General features: G+C 59.9%; 19 protein-coding genes. 4 read left to right on the top strand and 15 right to left on the bottom strand.

Going from position 1 to position 15,569, the window contains the following annotated elements:
• Positions 1-49: 49 nt before the first annotated feature.
• The 8 genes from rseP to ASD00_RS04650 all read right to left on the bottom strand — a co-directional run bounded on the left by rseP (position 50) and on the right by ASD00_RS04650 (position 7,308).
• Positions 50-1,183, bottom strand: coding sequence for an RIP metalloprotease RseP (gene rseP / locus ASD00_RS04615; protein WP_025426824.1), 1,134 nt, complete (start codon positions 1,181-1,183; stop codon positions 50-52).
• A 27-nt stretch (positions 1,184-1,210) separates the two neighbouring features.
• The gene (locus tag ASD00_RS04620; protein ID WP_025426823.1) at positions 1,211-2,044 is read right to left on the bottom strand and encodes a phosphatidate cytidylyltransferase; all 834 of its coding nucleotides are present in this window, start codon (positions 2,042-2,044) and stop codon (positions 1,211-1,213) included.
• Positions 2,045-2,788, bottom strand: a complete 744-nt coding sequence (locus ASD00_RS04625) for an isoprenyl transferase (RefSeq protein WP_025426822.1) — start codon at positions 2,786-2,788, stop codon at positions 2,045-2,047.
• A 37-nt stretch (positions 2,789-2,825) separates the two neighbouring features.
• Positions 2,826-3,386 carry a ribosome recycling factor gene (gene frr / locus ASD00_RS04630; protein WP_025426821.1) on the bottom strand — a complete coding sequence of 187 codons (561 nt, stop codon included), beginning with the start codon at positions 3,384-3,386 and terminating at the stop codon, positions 2,826-2,828.
• A 52-nt stretch (positions 3,387-3,438) separates the two neighbouring features.
• The gene (gene pyrH / locus ASD00_RS04635) at positions 3,439-4,161 is read right to left on the bottom strand and encodes a UMP kinase (protein WP_025426820.1); all 723 of its coding nucleotides are present in this window, start codon (positions 4,159-4,161) and stop codon (positions 3,439-3,441) included.
• A gap of 191 nt (positions 4,162-4,352) precedes the next feature.
• The gene (gene tsf / locus ASD00_RS04640; protein ID WP_025426819.1) at positions 4,353-5,276 is read right to left on the bottom strand and encodes a translation elongation factor Ts; all 924 of its coding nucleotides are present in this window, start codon (positions 5,274-5,276) and stop codon (positions 4,353-4,355) included.
• A gap of 256 nt (positions 5,277-5,532) precedes the next feature.
• Positions 5,533-6,300 carry a 30S ribosomal protein S2 gene (gene rpsB, locus ASD00_RS04645; RefSeq protein ID WP_038576045.1) on the bottom strand — a complete coding sequence of 256 codons (768 nt, stop codon included), beginning with the start codon at positions 6,298-6,300 and terminating at the stop codon, positions 5,533-5,535.
• 180 nt (positions 6,301-6,480) lie between these two features.
• Positions 6,481-7,308, bottom strand: a complete 828-nt coding sequence (locus ASD00_RS04650; protein ID WP_025426817.1) for a cell envelope integrity EipB family protein — start codon at positions 7,306-7,308, stop codon at positions 6,481-6,483.
• A gap of 144 nt (positions 7,309-7,452) precedes the next feature.
• Here ASD00_RS04650 and ASD00_RS04655 point away from each other — a divergent pair, with 144 nt between their 5' ends.
• The 4 genes from ASD00_RS04655 to ASD00_RS04670 are packed head-to-tail and all read left to right on the top strand — an operon-like array spanning position 7,453 to position 10,314.
• On the top strand, positions 7,453-7,920 hold the full coding sequence (locus ASD00_RS04655; RefSeq protein WP_025426816.1) for a RidA family protein: 468 nt from the start codon (positions 7,453-7,455) through the stop codon (positions 7,918-7,920).
• A gap of 13 nt (positions 7,921-7,933) precedes the next feature.
• Complete coding sequence (locus tag ASD00_RS04660) at positions 7,934-8,659, top strand: glycerophosphodiester phosphodiesterase (RefSeq protein ID WP_057205061.1); 726 nt, start codon at positions 7,934-7,936, stop codon at positions 8,657-8,659.
• 4 nt (positions 8,660-8,663) lie between these two features.
• A complete protein-coding gene (locus ASD00_RS04665; RefSeq protein ID WP_057205064.1) occupies positions 8,664-9,851 on the top strand; it encodes a GNAT family N-acetyltransferase in 1,188 nt (395 codons plus the stop codon).
• A 43-nt stretch (positions 9,852-9,894) separates the two neighbouring features.
• A complete protein-coding gene (locus tag ASD00_RS04670) occupies positions 9,895-10,314 on the top strand; it encodes an HIT family protein (protein WP_025426813.1) in 420 nt (139 codons plus the stop codon).
• A 156-nt stretch (positions 10,315-10,470) separates the two neighbouring features.
• Here ASD00_RS04670 and ASD00_RS04675 read toward each other — a convergent pair whose 3' ends face one another.
• From ASD00_RS04675 to ASD00_RS04700, 7 genes are all read right to left on the bottom strand, one after another.
• The gene (locus tag ASD00_RS04675; RefSeq protein ID WP_038576042.1) at positions 10,471-10,815 is read right to left on the bottom strand and encodes an AzlD domain-containing protein; all 345 of its coding nucleotides are present in this window, start codon (positions 10,813-10,815) and stop codon (positions 10,471-10,473) included.
• A complete protein-coding gene (locus tag ASD00_RS04680) occupies positions 10,812-11,549 on the bottom strand; it encodes an AzlC family ABC transporter permease (protein WP_057205067.1) in 738 nt (245 codons plus the stop codon). Before ASD00_RS04680 ends, ASD00_RS04675 begins: the two co-directional genes overlap by 4 nt.
• An 83-nt stretch (positions 11,550-11,632) precedes the next feature.
• Positions 11,633-14,152 (bottom strand): ATP-dependent Clp protease ATP-binding subunit ClpA, encoded by a 2,520-nt coding sequence (gene clpA, locus ASD00_RS04685; protein ID WP_025426810.1) that lies wholly within the window; start codon positions 14,150-14,152, stop codon positions 11,633-11,635.
• A gap of 9 nt (positions 14,153-14,161) precedes the next feature.
• Positions 14,162-14,515, bottom strand: a complete 354-nt coding sequence (clpS, locus tag ASD00_RS04690; protein ID WP_025426809.1) for an ATP-dependent Clp protease adapter ClpS — start codon at positions 14,513-14,515, stop codon at positions 14,162-14,164.
• A 241-nt stretch (positions 14,516-14,756) separates the two neighbouring features.
• A complete protein-coding gene (locus ASD00_RS04695) occupies positions 14,757-15,110 on the bottom strand; it encodes a phasin family protein (protein WP_025426808.1) in 354 nt (117 codons plus the stop codon).
• Positions 15,094-15,312 carry a hypothetical protein gene (locus ASD00_RS39725; RefSeq protein ID WP_156585457.1) on the bottom strand — a complete coding sequence of 73 codons (219 nt, stop codon included), beginning with the start codon at positions 15,310-15,312 and terminating at the stop codon, positions 15,094-15,096. The genes ASD00_RS04695 and ASD00_RS39725 overlap by 17 nt, the downstream gene beginning before the upstream one ends.
• 32 nt (positions 15,313-15,344) lie before the next feature.
• Positions 15,345-15,548, bottom strand: coding sequence for a DUF3126 family protein (locus ASD00_RS04700; RefSeq protein ID WP_003535016.1), 204 nt, complete (start codon positions 15,546-15,548; stop codon positions 15,345-15,347).
• Between the last annotated feature and the right edge of the window lie 21 nt (positions 15,549-15,569).

Consider the following 15,569-nt stretch of genomic DNA (forward strand, 5'->3'; position numbering starts at 1 on the left):
CGTTCACAGTATCGGTCGTCGTCCGCCTCAGATGCTCGCCGGCCGAACGCTAGCCGAAGAACATCGAAATGTCGTTCCAGGTCGCAAAAACCATGAGCATCAGCACCATGGCAAAGCCGATCCGATAAGCGACGTCCTGCGCAGCAGCTCCAACCGGCTTTCCGCGCAAGGCCTCAACCGCATAGAACATCAGGTGGCCGCCATCAAGCACCGGAACCGGCATGAGGTTAAGCAATCCTATGGAAACTGACAGGACGGCTGCAAGCTGCAGCACGGCAGCCACACCCAGTGTCGCCATTTGGCCCGAGGCCTGAGCGACACGGATCGGACCACCAAGCTGATCCGCCTTCATACGTCCCGTAACGAGGTTCGCCAGATAGTCGAACGTGCCGGTGACAATGTGCCAGCTCTGAAGCGCCCCCTGCCCTATGGCTTCGATCGGACCGTAAGTCACCAGTCGGAAATTGCCCGCATCCTGATCGGTGACGATACCGATGATTCCGACCTCCATCTTGTTGCCGAACTGGTCCGATATCTCGGTTCGCTCAGGCACCATCGGAAGATCCAGGAATGAACCGTCCCGCTGGATCCGGATCTTGATTTCCAGTTCAGGTCGCACGCTGACATAGCGGCGAACGTCGTCGAAGGTCGCGACCGGCGTTCCGTCGATGGCGATCAACCTATCGCGCGGAAGAATGCCTGCCTTGGCGGCAGCACTGTTCTCTTTCACCTGGGCAACGACCGGGTCCGCAACCGAACGCCCATAAACGGCGAAGAGAACGGCAAAAATGGCGATGGCAAGGATGAAGTTGGCGATCGGACCGGCCGCAACGGTCGCGGCACGCTTCCACAGCTTGGCGCCCAGGAAGGTTCGTGACCGTTCCTCAGGCGAGATCGCCTCCAGCCGCTTGTAATCGGGCGTACTGGCCGCATCCTCGTCGCCATAGAACTTGACGTAGCCGCCCAGCGGTATTGCACAGAACTTCCACCTCGTGCCGTGTTTATCGGTCCACCCGAGCAGTTCCGGCCCGAAGCCGACCGAAAAAGCCAGGATACGAATGCCCGACCACCGGCCGACGAGGTAGTGTCCCATTTCATGCACGAAGACCAAAAGGGTCAGCACCAACAGGAAGGGTACGATGTAGCCGGTCACGAATTGCAGGCCAACAAGCAGATATGTCATGAACTTTCCTTAAGCCTGCCACCAGCATCACAGGCCGAGCAAGACCGAACCAAAGGCGATCTGACGCCCATCGCTGAGGACATACTGTATCAGCACCAGGACCAGCGTAGCGATGCAGGCAAAGACCAATCCGTCGACCCGATCCATGACCCCGCCATGCCCAGGAATGAGATGGCTCGAATCCTTGACGCCGAATCGGCGCTTTATGAAGGATTCGAAGAGGTCTCCGATCTGGCTCGCGACGGAGAGAACCAGCGCCACAGCCGGGACACGCAGATCTTGCAGCGGAAAATATGCCATAAAAACGGCAATGCCGGCCACAACGCCGGAAATCGTCCCGCCAATGGCGCCCGACCAGGTCTTGCCGGGCGAAATGCGCGGCGCGAGCTTGGGGCCTCCGATCGCCCGACCGACGAAATAGGCAAGAATATCGGTTCCCCAAACGACGGCGAAGACGAACAAGGTCGCGATCAGGCCGGGTTGGTCAACCCCGCGCAGGGCCGCCAGCGAGATGCCGGTCAATCCTGCGTAGACGATGCCGCCGGGCAACCACCAGCTGCCTTTCTTGAGCGATACCCAAAGCACTGCGATAACGACAGCAATGAGCAAGGCCGGCAGACTGTAGCCGATATATCCGAGAAGAATGAGAGCGGCGATTATCGCCAGCGACAGCCAACCGAAGGCATTGCCTTGAAAATCGCGCTCCGGCAGCCCGGTAATCGTCGACCACTCGTAGTAAACGAGCAGTGCGATCAGGACCGAAAGAAGCTGGAAGGCCAAGCCGCCGAACCAGGTCGCACCGAGTGCGACCGCCGCGAGCACCACTCCCGAGGCGATGCGAAGCTTGAGTTCTGTTTGCATTTACGAACCAACCGCTAACGTCGGCTGCGCCAGACCGCCGAAGCGACGCTCGCGGCAGGCGAATTTCTCGAGCGCAGACAGAAACGTCTCACGCGTGAAGTCTGGCCAAAGCTCCGGAACGAACAGCAGTTCGGAATAGGCTCCCTGCCAAAGAAGAAAGTTTGAAAGCCGTTCTTCGCCGCTGGTGCGAATAATGAGATCCGGATCGGGAATGCCGGCCGTATCGAGCGAAGCGGCGATGCGCTCAGGCGTTATGTCCTCTGGCCGCAGACGGCCTTCGGCAACTTCAGTTGCCAGGCGGCGCATGGCGCGCGTCATCTCGTCACGCGCACCATAGTTGAAGGCGATCACCAGCGTAATGCCGGTATTCCCGCTCGTCGTCTCCTCAGCCTCGATCAGCAGGGGCAGGATGTCGCCGCGCAGGTTCGATCGCTCCCCGATGACGCGGATGCGAACGTTCTCGCGGTGCAGGTCGGCAAGGTCGCGACGAATGAAGGCCTTGAGCAAGCCCATCAGATCCGTCACTTCGGCCTGCGGCCTGTTCCAGTTTTCGGACGAGAAGGCAAACAGCGTGAGGTAACGGATCCCCGCTTCAGCCGCCGTCTTCACCGCGTCACGAACCGCTTCAACACCCTTGCGGTGTCCCATCGTGCGCGGCAGACCGCGCGCATTCGCCCAGCGCCCGTTGCCATCCATGATGATGGCAACGTGTTCCGGAACGGTGATCGGGATGAGATTTTGCATAAGGCGTCCGCGAAAGGAGACTCAGATCAAGAGCAGATCAGACCTGCATAATTTCCTTTTCCTTATCGACGAGCAAGCGGTCGATATCGGAAATCGTTTCATCGGTCATCTTTTGCACCCGCTCAGACTGAGCACGGCTAATATCCTGTCCGATGTCGCCATCCTTTTCGGCTTTTTTCAGGTCGTCCATACCATCGCGCCGAACATGGCGGACCGCGACCTTGGCCTTCTCGGCATAGTCGTGCGCCACCTTGACCAGCGACTTGCGGCGCTCCTCGTTGAGTTCAGGCAGCGGGATGCGCAGGTTCTGGCCGTCGATGATCGGGTTCAGGCCGAGGTTCGATTCGCGGATGCCACGGTCGACAGCGCCGACCATCTGCTTGTCCCATACCGAAACGGACAGCATGCGCGGTTCCGGCACGGTGATGTTTGCCACCTGATTGAGCGGAACACGCGAGCCGTAGGCTTCAACGGTTACCGGATCGAGAACATTCGCCGACGCGCGGCCGGTGCGCAGCGACGCGATATCGCTCTTGAATGCGGAGATAGCGCCGTCCATGCGACGCTTCAGTTCCTTCAGGTCTACACCTTCACTCATGGCTGGAAACTCCCGTTCTGTCTTTCATCGGCCGATAGCCGTCTTGCAGCTCTTAATTGTCGGTAACGATGGTGGCGCGGCCGCCACCCGTCAATATTTCAGCGAAGCCACCCTTCTCGTGGATCGAGAAGACGACGATCGGAATGGCGTTCTCGCGTGCGAGCGCCACCGCTGCCACGTCCATGACCGCGAGGCCCTTTTCCAGGACTGCGCTGTGGGTCAGGCGGTCGAAGCGTGTGGCCGTCGGATCCTTCTTCGGATCAGCGGAATAAATGCCGTCGACCTGCGTGCCCTTGAAGATCGCCTGTGCGCCCATTTCGGCGGCGCGCAAGGCAGCGGCAGAATCGGTCGTGAAGAACGGATTGCCCGTGCCGCCTGCAAAGATCACAACGCGTCCGAGCGACAGATGATAAAGCGTTGCGCGCTGCGAGAAGCTCTCGCAGATTTCCGGCATTGCGATTGCCGAGAGCACCACCGTGTCGATGTCGAGCTTGCGCAGAGACGTCGCCAGCGCCAGCGCGTTGATGACGGTCGCCAGCATGCCCATATGGTCGCCAGTTACCCGGTCGCCGCCCTTGGAGGCAACGGCCACGCCGCGGAAGATGTTGCCGCCGCCAACGACGACGCCCACTTCGACGCCCATGGCGCGTGCTTCGGCAATGTCGGCGGCAATGCGGTCGGCAACCGCCACATCGATACCGAAGCCCTGGCTTCCCATCAGGGCTTCACCGGAGGCTTTGAGTAGAACACGCTTGTAGATTGGCTCGGCCGACATCATCGCTCCTGAACAGATCGGTACGCGGGCGCACAAAACGGCGCGCTGCGTATAAGGACATATTGCGCTACCCGGTTTCAACCGCTGCGGAGCTTTTTCCGGCGGGTCCGGCGCATTGACGAAGCCGGATACACGAAGGGCACCGCGTTGTCACGCGATGCCCCAAGGTTTTCCAAACAAGGGTGAAGAAATCAGCCCTTGGCGACAGCCGCAACTTCGGCTGCGAAGTCCGATTCTTCCTTCTCGACGCCTTCGCCGAGCAGAAGGCGCGCCATGCCGGTCACTTCGATCGGTGCGCCAGCGAGCTTTTCAGCGTCCTTGACGGCCTGACCGACGGTGATTTCCGGGTTCATGACGAAGGCCTGCGACAGCAGGGCGACTTCTTCGAAGAACTTGCGCATACGGCCTTCGACCATCTTTTCGATGATGTTGTCCGGCTTGCCCGAAGCGCGCGACTGTTCGATGAACACGTTGCGCTCGCGCTCGGCGACAGCGGCGTCGACTTCGTCGGCGCGGATTGCCAGCGGGTTGGTGGCAGCAATGTGCATGGCGACCTGACGACCGACCGAGAACAGAACTTCCTTGTCGCCAACCGACTTCAGCGCAACGAGAACGCCGAGCTTGCCGATGCCGTCGCCGGCAGCGTTGTGGATGTAGGTGGCAACGACGCCATCTTCGACCTTGAGCAAGGCTGCGCGGCGAAGCGTCATGTTCTCGCCGATCGTGGCAATCGCGTCCTTGATCGTCTCGTCGACCGACTTGCCGGTTGCCGGGTAGTTGGCATTGGCAATGGCTTCGACAGAACCGTCGGTGCCGAGCGCGACGTTGGCAACGCCACGAACGAGTTCCTGGAAGGCTTCGTTGCGGGCAACGAAGTCGGTCTCCGAGTTGACTTCGACGACAACGGCCTTGACGCCGCCGCTGACAATACCGATGAGGCCTTCAGCAGCCGTGCGGCCCGACTTCTTGTCGGCCTTGGCGATGCCCTTGGCACGCAGCCAGTCGATCGCAGCTTCCATGTCGCCGTTGGTTTCGGCGAGCGCCTTCTTGCAATCCATCATGCCTGCGCCGGTCTTTTCGCGCAGTTCCTTCACCATTGCTGCAGTTACACTCATCTTTTTGCCTCTTTGTCTGTTTGGCTGGCGCGCTGCCCGCAAGTGGCGCGGCACCAGGAGGTGTGGCAGGGGAATGGCTTGCGTATGTGACACCGTGATGAACGCGCCCACCGCGATGATATCCGGGGCGCGGATCGCCGGCCCAAGCCGCTTCATCCCTCGCTGAAAAGAACAAGGCCGTTCAGACTTTTCATCACAAACGGCCTCGCCCCGACATTAGATTGGTGCGGCGGTTCATGCCCGCCGCGCCTTCCGATCAGGCTTCGGAGGCTTCGTCGAGCGCCGGCTCGATCATAGCTTCAGCCGATGCGCCGAGATCGCGGCCCGATGCGCCCTGCTGACGGGCAATGCCGTCGATGGCTGCACGAGCGATGAGATCGCAGTAAAGAGCGATCGCACGCGAGGCGTCGTCATTGCCCGGGATCGGGTAGTCGATCTGGTCCGGATCGCAGTTGGAGTCGATAACGGCAACAACCGGGATGCCAAGACGCTTGGCTTCGTCGATTGCAATCGATTCCTTGTTGGTGTCGATGATGAACATCAGGTCCGGCGTGCCGCCCATGTCGCGGATACCGCCGAGAGCGCGGTTGAGCTTTTCGCGTTCGCGCTCGAGGTTCAGGCGCTCCTTCTTCGTGAAGCCCGAAGCTTCCGAAGCGAGGATTTCGTCGAGCTTGCGCAGGCGCTGGATCGAGTTCGAAATCGTCTTCCAGTTGGTCATCATGCCGCCGAGCCAGCGAGCATTGACGTAGTACTGGGCCGAACGCTTGGCGGCGTCAGCAATGATTTCCGAAGCCTGGCGCTTGGTGCCGACGAACAGAACGCGGCCGCCGTTGGCGACGGTGTCGCTTACGATCTGCAGGGCGCGCGACAGCATCGGAACCGTCTGTGCGAGGTCGATGATGTGAACGTTGTTACGATCGCCGAAGATGTAGGGCTTCATCTTCGGGTTCCAGCGATGCGTCTGGTGGCCGAAGTGAACACCAGCTTCAAGCAGCTGGCGCATGCTAAAATCAGGCAATGCCATGCCTTTTCTCCTTTTCCGGTTGAACCTCCGCGAGACGTCGAGCTCATCTTTCGAAAAGCCCACCGGCGGAACGATCCGGATTTCTCCCGGAACATCCCATGCCTCACGTGTGGAATGGGCAGCCCCTTAGCGGCTACTGCCCGACAAATCAAGACTTGAAGTCTGTTTTTGTCATATCGACTACTTGCATTCCTCCGATTTGAAGACTTCGAGGTCGGCAAGCTTGCCGCTCAGCACGAAGTCGCCGTAATCCATCGTCAGGTCGCGGGTGATGCCGTTTTCGTAGAGTTTGAACGACATGCGGTAGATCGGCAGCGCGTCGCTGCTGTTGTCGTCGTTGAAATAGGAAATGGTGACCGGCCAATAATTCTCGGCGCCGAGCTTGCCGGCCTTGCCTGCATCCGGCTCATCGGGCGCCGGTTTACGCGACTTGCCGACGAAGGTCGAGGTGATCAGCGTCTTGTCGCCCGAATCGGAACCATCGAAGATCCGTGCCTCGAAAAAGCTCTCGCCCTTCTTGGCACGATCGATGACTTCGACCATGTGCTGGGTCGGAAACCGGCTTGCAGCCAGCTCGACCTCGCGCTTGTCCGGCGCGGTCAGCTCGACCTTGACGCCGGTCTTGTCGTCATGGGCCGTGCCGCGCACCTCCTTGTCGAGCTTTTCGTCGGTGAAGGAGCGGGTCAGAAAGCGGAAGTTGCCCGACTTCAGATCCTCATAGGTGGTCGTCTGCTGGTCGGTCATGCGCGTTTCTTCGCCGGTATTCACCTGCGTCACGAAACGGAAGCTGACCGTATACCCCTCGCAGGCCGATCCGTTGAACTCGTAGACCATGCGGCCGTACATGCCGGAGATACCCGAGCGGTCGGAAGCGTCTTTGAGTTCGAGATCGTAGACCGCCCGATGTGGCACGAGGACACTGGCGCTTGCCGTACCGACGCCCGAAACCGTCATCACCGCGAAGCAGGCGCTGCCTAAACTGGCGAGACCGAAGCCTTTACGAAACATCCGTTTCCTCCTGTTGGACTCGCCGGCAATGCTATAAACAAGCTTTCGGCAGAAGCGAGGCGTCACCACATTTAAATGCCGCATCCCGCTGCGATCCGGTCTGAATGCCGGATTTTAACACAAAAGACAACAACGGAGCTTTCCATGTCCGCAGAGATCGAAACGCGCCTCAAGGACCTCGGCGTCACCCTTCCCCAGGCTGCAGCCCCGGCGGCGAACTATGTGCCCTACGTCATCAGCGGCTCGATGCTCTACATCTCCGGACAGCTGCCAATGGAAGGCGGAAAGATCGCCGTTACCGGCCATGTGGGCAAGGACGTTGACGTCGCGGGCGCCCAGCGCGCCGCCGAACTCTGCGCGATCAACATTCTGGCACAAGCCAAATCCGCACTTGGCGGCGACCTCGGCCGCATCCGCCGGCTGGTCAAGATCAACGGCTTCGTTGCCTCGACACCAGAGTTCATCGAACAGCATCTCGTCCTCAACGGCGCATCCAACCTGCTTGCAAACGTCCTTGGCGACGCCGGCAAGCACGCGCGCGCTGCCGTCGGCATGGCCGCCCTGCCCTTCAATGCCGCCGTCGAGATCGACGCGGTCATCGAGATCGCGTGATCGGGTGCCGGGCATGACAGATATTTCCTGGCTGAAAGCTCAACCGATCGCCCATCGCGGCTATCACGACATGAACAAGCAAGTCTGGGAAAACACGCTTTCGGCGTTTTCCCGCGCTGTTGATGCCGGCTTTGCGATCGAATGCGACCTGCAATACACCGCCGACAGCGTGCCGGTCGTCTTCCACGACGACGACACCGAGCGGCTGTGCGGCATCAAGGGTGACGTGCGATCGAGGACGGCCGGCGAGCTCGGCCTGATGTCCATCGGCGGAACGAAGGACAGGGTGCCAACGCTGTCGCAAATGCTTCGGCTCGTCAAAGGGCGCGTGCCGCTCATCATCGAGCTCAAGGGACGCAAGGACGACGACGAGGGGTTTGCCGCCGCCGTCCTGGAAACGCTCGAAGGCTACAAAGGCCATGTCGCCCTCATGAGCTTCGACCATTGGTTGCTCAAGGATCTGAAAGCGCTCGATGCACCCTATCCGCTCGGGTTGACCGCCGAGGGGGCAAGGCCGGAGACCTTCTTCGTGCATGAAGAGGCCATGCAACTCGGCCTCGACTTCATCTCCTACCACTACGGCCATCTGCCGAACTCGTTCATCACCAAGGAACGTACGCTAGGCCGAACGATCATCACCTGGACCGTTCGCGACAGGCAGGCTGAAGAATATACCTACGCCAACGCCGATCAGATGACCTTCGAGGGTTTCGACCCGCGGGAGGCATTGATTTCCTGAGCTCATGTCCGACGCCGTCACCATCCGCATAGAGCAATCCTTCTCCGAGATACCGGCGGCGCGCTGGAACATGCTTTCCGGCGCGGCGAAGGGACGAGACGGGGCGGTCTACAACCCGTTCGTCTCGCACGCCTATCTCTCGGCGCTGGAGGAATCGGGCTCGGCCACGGCCAAAAGCGGCTGGCTCGGCCAACACCTGCTGATGGAGGGCGCTGACGGAGAGCTTCTTGGGGCGCTCGTCTGCTATCTGAAAAACCATAGCCAGGGCGAATATGTCTTCGACCACGGCTGGGCGGATGCGTTCGAGCGCGCCGGCGGTCGTTATTACCCCAAACTTCAAGGCTCCATTCCCTTCACGCCCGCAACCGGACCGAGGCTCCTGACGGTTTCGGGCCAAGACGGCTCGCCCGTACAGGACGGGCTTGCGGCAGGTCTGAAGGAGCTTGCACGGCGGCATGACGCCTCATCGGCGCATGTGACCTTCGTCCCGGATGCCGAGATGCCGGTATTCGAACGGGCAGGTTTCCTGCATCGAACCGACCAGCAGTTCCATTTCCTGAACGAAGGCTATGGCACGCACGGCGAATTCCTGGAAACGCTGGCATCCAGAAAGCGCAAGGCCCTGAAGAAGGAGCGTCGCGCCGCACTCGAAAACGGCATCACGATCGACTGGTTGACCGGCAGCGATCTGACGGAAGCAATCTGGGACCAGTTCTTCACGTTCTACATGGACACCGGCGACCGCAAATGGGGGCGCCCCTATCTCACCCGCGCCTTCTATTCGCTGATCGGCGAGCGCATGGCGGACGACATTGTGCTGGTGATGGCACGGCGCAACGGCCGCTATATCGCAGGCGCGATCAACTTCATCGGCGGCGACGCGCTCTATGGCCGCCACTGGGGCTGCATCGAGGAGCACCCCTTCCTGCATTTCGAAGTCTGCTATCACCAGGCCATCGATTTCGCCATCGCAAAGTGCCTCAAACGCGTGGAAGCCGGCGCGCAGGGCGAGCACAAGCTCGCCCGCGGCTACATGCCGGTCACGACGCATTCAGCGCACTACATCAGCCATCCCGGCCTCGCCCGGGCGGTCTCGGACTATCTCGTTCGCGAACGAAGGGATGTGGAAGAGACGGCTGAGTTTCTTGCCGAACACGGCCCTTTCCGCAAAGGTGAGCGCCAGGACGATTGAACCGCTCTCGGCGCTGGCCGGATCCAATCTACGAGGAAATACAATGAGCGTTTACGACACCAACAACATCTTCGCGAAGATCCTGCGGGGCGAGATCCCGTCGCACCGGGTCTACGAGGACGATGCGACGATCGCCTTCATGGATGTGATGCCGCAGGCTGAAGGCCACATACTGGTCGTCCCCAAAGCCGCTTCCCGCAATCTGCTGGATGCCGACGCTACGAGCCTGCCGGCACTGATCACCGCCGTTCAGAAAATCGCCGTCGCAGCCAAGGAAGCCTTCGACGCCGACGGCGTGACGATCATGCAGTTCAACGAGGCTCCTGCCGGCCAGTCCGTCTTCCACCTGCACTTCCACGTTATCCCGCGGCGCGACGGAATTCCGCTGAAGCCGCATTCCGGCACGATGGAAGATGGCGCGGTATTGGCCGCCAACGCCGAGAAAGTGCGCCAGGCACTTTAAATGCGAATCTGACGGTCGCACCAGCGGCCGTCACCGGCTGCGTATTGAGCCCCTAAAGTATGTCCCGCAAAAGTGTTCAGCGGTTTTGCGATAACGACATACGCAAAAACAAAAGCTTAAAGCGCATCAAGTGAATCTGAAAGATCGCGACGCACTTTAGAAGCCCAGCCACCATAGGCCTGCAGCCAACGTTGCGATCGTTGTTGCTATGCCGATTGCCGGTTTGCGGCCAAGCAGGAAGAATGCCGTTGCCCCTATCGCGACGGCTCCCAGACGCAGCCATAACGGCGATTGCTCAAGAACGCCTGTCGGATAGAGTATGAGCTTGGCAATGACGGCTGCGACGAGCGCAGTCGCCACCGCCCTCACCCAGTTCAATGCCTCGGAATCGTCGCGCAGCCGGTTTCCGGCGATAACACCCAGCCAGCGCCAGATGTCGGTCGCGAGCCAGCCGGCGATCGCGATGAAGGCGTAGGCCCACCAACCGTCCTGCCAGGTCATGCGCCGATCTCCCGGCGACGGCGCCAGAGCCCTTCCACCGCCCAGGCCAGCGTGCCGCCGCCAACGCCTGCGAGCAGGATGTCAAATTCAGGGGCGAGCCAATAGAACAGCGGACTGGCGATAAGACCGAAGAGCAGCGCGATGTAGGCCACCGGATGACGTGCCGAATGCCAGATCGAAGCCAGGAAGTAGATCGGCGTCAGGAAGAACAGGCAGCCGGCGACAATCGGCGGAAAATCGGCGACAAAGTGATAGACGATGGCGACCAACACCATGTTGGCGACGACGAGCGTGATGCCAAAGCCGGCGAAGAAGGCAACGCGCTTCTCGCGTGGCACCGCCTGCACCTTTTCCATGGCAAAGACCCAGGCGGTGATCGCGACAAAGTGCGACAAGAACAGCAGTAGCCATGTCGGCGTTTTCGCTGTGCGCAGCTCCGGAATGAGTGCTGCAACCATCGGCATCAACCGGACAGACGAAAGCGACACAGCGAGGAAAGCAGCCGCGAGACTGGCACCGCTCATCATCGAACTGACGAGAATGACCTTGGCCGGCAGTGCCCACACCATGCCGGTCATGAAAACGACCTGCTCCGGCGGAATTCCAGCCTGAGCCGTCAGGGAACAGAAGCCGACGAAGGACAGCATCAGGATAAAGGCCGGAAGGCTGAACAGGCCACGCATCCCAGTCAGAAACCAGACGACCGACGACTGGTCGTTTTCATCACTCTTCATCAGTCATTCCGGGATTGTTTTCATTCAGAGAAACGCTGCCGGATGAGACCATCCGGCAGCGCCAAACATCATGCCCGATCGGGCTACTTCTTGCGTGGCACCTTCGGCACCGTCTTGCCCTTTCGTGGGCTCGCCTCGCCGGCAGCCTTACCGTCGTCGTCCGAAGACGACTTGGTTGCTACCTTCTTCGGCTTGGCCTTCGGTGCCGGTTCAGCGCCGACGGCTTCCTTTTCCTCGGCCTTCTTCGGTTTGGCGCTCTTCATCGCGGGGCGGGTCACTTCCGCCTTCGGCCTGATTGGCGCCGTTTCCGGAACGGCATCAAGCAGCAACCCCTTGGTTCCGTCGGCCTTCGTGCCGATCGTCACGCGCAGTACGCCGCCCTTCTTCAACTTGCCGAACAGAATCTCGTCGGCGAGCGGTTTCTTGATGTGCTCCTGGATGACGCGGGCGAGCGGCCGCGCACCCATCTTCTCGTCGTAGCCCTTCTCGGCAAGCCACGCGATGGCATCGGGCGCCAGATCGAACGTGACGTTGCGTTCGGCCAACTGGGTTTCCAGCTGCATGACGAACTTCTGCACGACCTGATGGATAACCGGCGTCGGCAGCGATGCGAACGGGATGACCGCATCGAGACGGTTGCGGAACTCGGGCGTGAACAGGCGGTTCAACGCTTCTTCGTCCTCGCCGGTGCGCTTGGACGACCCGAAGCCGATAGCGGCCCGTGCCATTTCCGAAGCGCCCGCATTGGTCGTCATGATCAGGATGACGTTACGGAAGTCGATCTTCTTGCCGTTGTGATCCGTGAGCGAGCCATGGTCCATGACCTGCAGCAGGATGTTGAACAGGTCTGGATGCGCCTTCTCGATTTCGTCAAGCAGCAGCACGCAATGCGGATGCTGGTCGACGCCATCGGTCAGAAGGCCGCCCTGGTCGAAGCCGACATAGCCGGGAGGTGCACCGAGCAGACGCGACACGGTGTGCCGCTCCATGTATTCCGACATATCGAAACGTAGGAGCTCGACGCCGAGCGACGTCGCAAGCTGCTTGGCGACTTCGGTCTTGCCGACGCCGGTCGGACCGGAGAAGACGTAGCAGCCGATCGGCTTGTTCGGTTCACGCAGGCCCGCGCGGGCGAGCTTGATCGACGAGGCAAGCGCCTCGATCGCCAGATCCTGGCCGTAGACGACGGAACGCAGTTCCTTCTCGAGGTTGGCCAGCACCGCCTCGTCGTCCTTGGAGACGGTCTTCGGCGGAATGCGGGCCATTGTCGCGACGGTGGCTTCGATCTCCCGCTCGGTGATCAGCTTGCGGCGCTTGCTGACCGGCAGCAACATCTGGGCTGCACCGGATTCGTCGATCACGTCGATCGCCTTGTCCGGCAGCTTGCGGTCGTTGATGTAGCGGGCCGAAAGCTCGACCGCCGCCTTGATCGCCTCGTTCGAGTATTTCAGATGATGATAATCCTCGAAGTAGGGCTTCAGGCCTTTCATGATCTCGATGGTATCGGCGATCGTCGGCTCGTTGACGTCGATCTTCTGGAAGCGGCGCACCAGCGCGCGGTCCTTTTCGAAGAACTGCCGGTATTCCTTGTAGGTGGTCGACCCGATGCAGCGGATCGCGCCCGACGAAAGCGCAGGCTTCAACAGGTTCGACGCATCCATAGCGCCGCCTGAGGTGGCGCCGGCACCGATGACCGTATGGATTTCATCGATGAACAGCACCGCACCCGGGTAGTCCTCGAGTTCCTTGACGACCTGCTTCAGGCGCTCTTCGAAATCGCCGCGATAGCGCGTTCCGGCCAGCAGCGTGCCCATGTCGAGCGAAAAGATCGTCGCGTCCTGGAGCGCCTCCGGCACCTTCTTTTCGATGATGCGCTTGGCAAGGCCCTCGGCGATCGCCGTCTTGCCGACGCCGGGGTCGCCGACATAGAGCGGGTTGTTCTTCGAACGGCGGCAGAGAACCTGGATCGTGCGGTTGACCTCGGCGTGGCGGCCGATCAGAGGATCGATCTTGCCGGACTTCGCCTTTTCGTTGAGATTGACGCAATAGGCCGTCAGGGCATCCTGCTGCTTTTTGGCGCTTGCCTCTTCGTTTTCGCGTGCAGGCTTCTGCTCGGATTCGTGTTCCTCAGCTCCGCGCACCGGACGTGCCTCGGAGCTTCCCGGCCGTTTGCCGATACCGTGCGAGATGAAGTTGACCGCGTCGTAGCGCGTCATCTCCTGCTCCTGCAGGAAATAGGCGGCATGGCTCTCGCGCTCGGCGAAGATGGCAACGAGAACGTTCGCCCCCGTCACTTCCTCGCGTCCGGACGATTGGACATGAATGACGGCGCGCTGGATGACGCGCTGGAAACCGGCGGTCGGCTTCGAATCCTCGTCATAGCCGGTGATCAGGTTCGACAATTCGTTGTCGACATAATCTGTCACGGTCTTGCGCAGCGTCTCGAGATTGACGTTGCACGCGCCCATCACGGCCGCTGCGTCGGCATCGTCGATCAATGCCAGAAGCAGATGCTCAAGCGTCGCATATTCGTGGTGGCGCTCGTTGGCAAAAGTCAGTGCCTGGTGCAGCGCCTTTTCGAGGCTGGGCGAAAATGTTGGCACGTTAGTTCCTCATTTCTTTTCCATGACGCATTGCAACGGATGCTGATGCTGGCGGGCGAAATCCATCACCTGCGTCACCTTCGTTTCGGCGACTTCGTACGTAAAGACGCCGCACTCCCCCACACCGTGATTGTGGACGTGGAGCATAATGCGAGTCGCCTCTTCCGGGTTCTTCTGAAAAAAACGTTCCAGAATGTGGATGACAAACTCCATTGGCGTGTAATCGTCATTCAAAAGCAGAACGCGATACAAACTCGGCTTCTTGGTCTTCGGCTTGGTGCGCGTGATGACGGAGGTGCTGCGATTGCTTCCGCCTCCTTCGTCGTCGCTTCCTTGCTGCATCCGGACCGGCATGGCGATCATTCGTGTCTTTTCCTTAGTACAAGCCGCGGATCCATCTGATGTGGCCGCAGCGTGCTTGCCCTTTATCTAATGGTTCGTTTCTAGATTTTAAGACCGAACCAACGCACTGCAATCATAATCGCACGGAGAGGCAGAAGATTGATCAACTTTCTTCGATCCACCGCGAAGTGCGCGAAACAGCAAAAAGGCCGGTCGCTGTATCGGCGACCGGCCTTCCAAATGACGGCAATGATCCGTTGCGTTACGCGGCAGCAGCAGCCTTGACCGCTGCGGTTGCCTTGGCAACCGGCGCTTCGTACGGCTTGTAGGCGTCCTTGGCGAGGTCGGCATACATCTCGCCGATCTTGGTTGCCTCGGCAAAGAAGCCTTCATAGCTCGACTTCAGGAAATTGGTCTGCAGTTCGAAGGCCGTCTCGACGCTCTTGACGCTGGAGAGCTTCTCCACATGGGCAACGCTGTCTTCGAAGGACTTCTTGGAAAAATCGGCAGCCTCGGTCGCAATGGCCTGAAGGCCCTTGGTCCAGGCGGAATAGCTTTTCACAGCCACGTCAATGGCTTCTTTGCTTTTCTTGTTTGCATCATCGAAGTTGAACATCGGGTGTCTCCTTAGTGACGGCCTGATCTGAAGGCTTTAGTTTATGTGCACCGCACAAAAAGTCAAGTCCAGCGTGCAGTGCAACAAAACACAATACTTGCAACAGCTTGATGAAAAAACGCAGCCGACGTTCAAAATTCTTCGACTTTACGCCCTGAAAAAACATGAAAGCATTGAAAAACCCGGCGCGATCGCTCGCCACCGGGTCATTTCCTGAAACCATCGATCAGCGACTTAGAGGTCGATGTCAAGGATCGCCATGGAGAAGTTGTAGGACAGTTCGCCATCTTCTTCGTCGCGGAAGACGACGCCGAGGAATTCGTCACCGAGATAGACTTCAGCCGACTCGTCCTTCTTCGGGCGAGCCTTGACGACCATCGACTGGTTGAACGTGCGCTTGAGGTAGGCTTCAAGCTTGCGGATTTCTTCGGGCTTCAAATGTCTTCTCCGTAGCCGTTT

Source organism: Ensifer sp. Root31, assembly GCF_001424825.1.
GTDB classification, from domain to species: Bacteria; Pseudomonadota; Alphaproteobacteria; order Rhizobiales; family Rhizobiaceae; genus Ensifer; species Ensifer canadensis.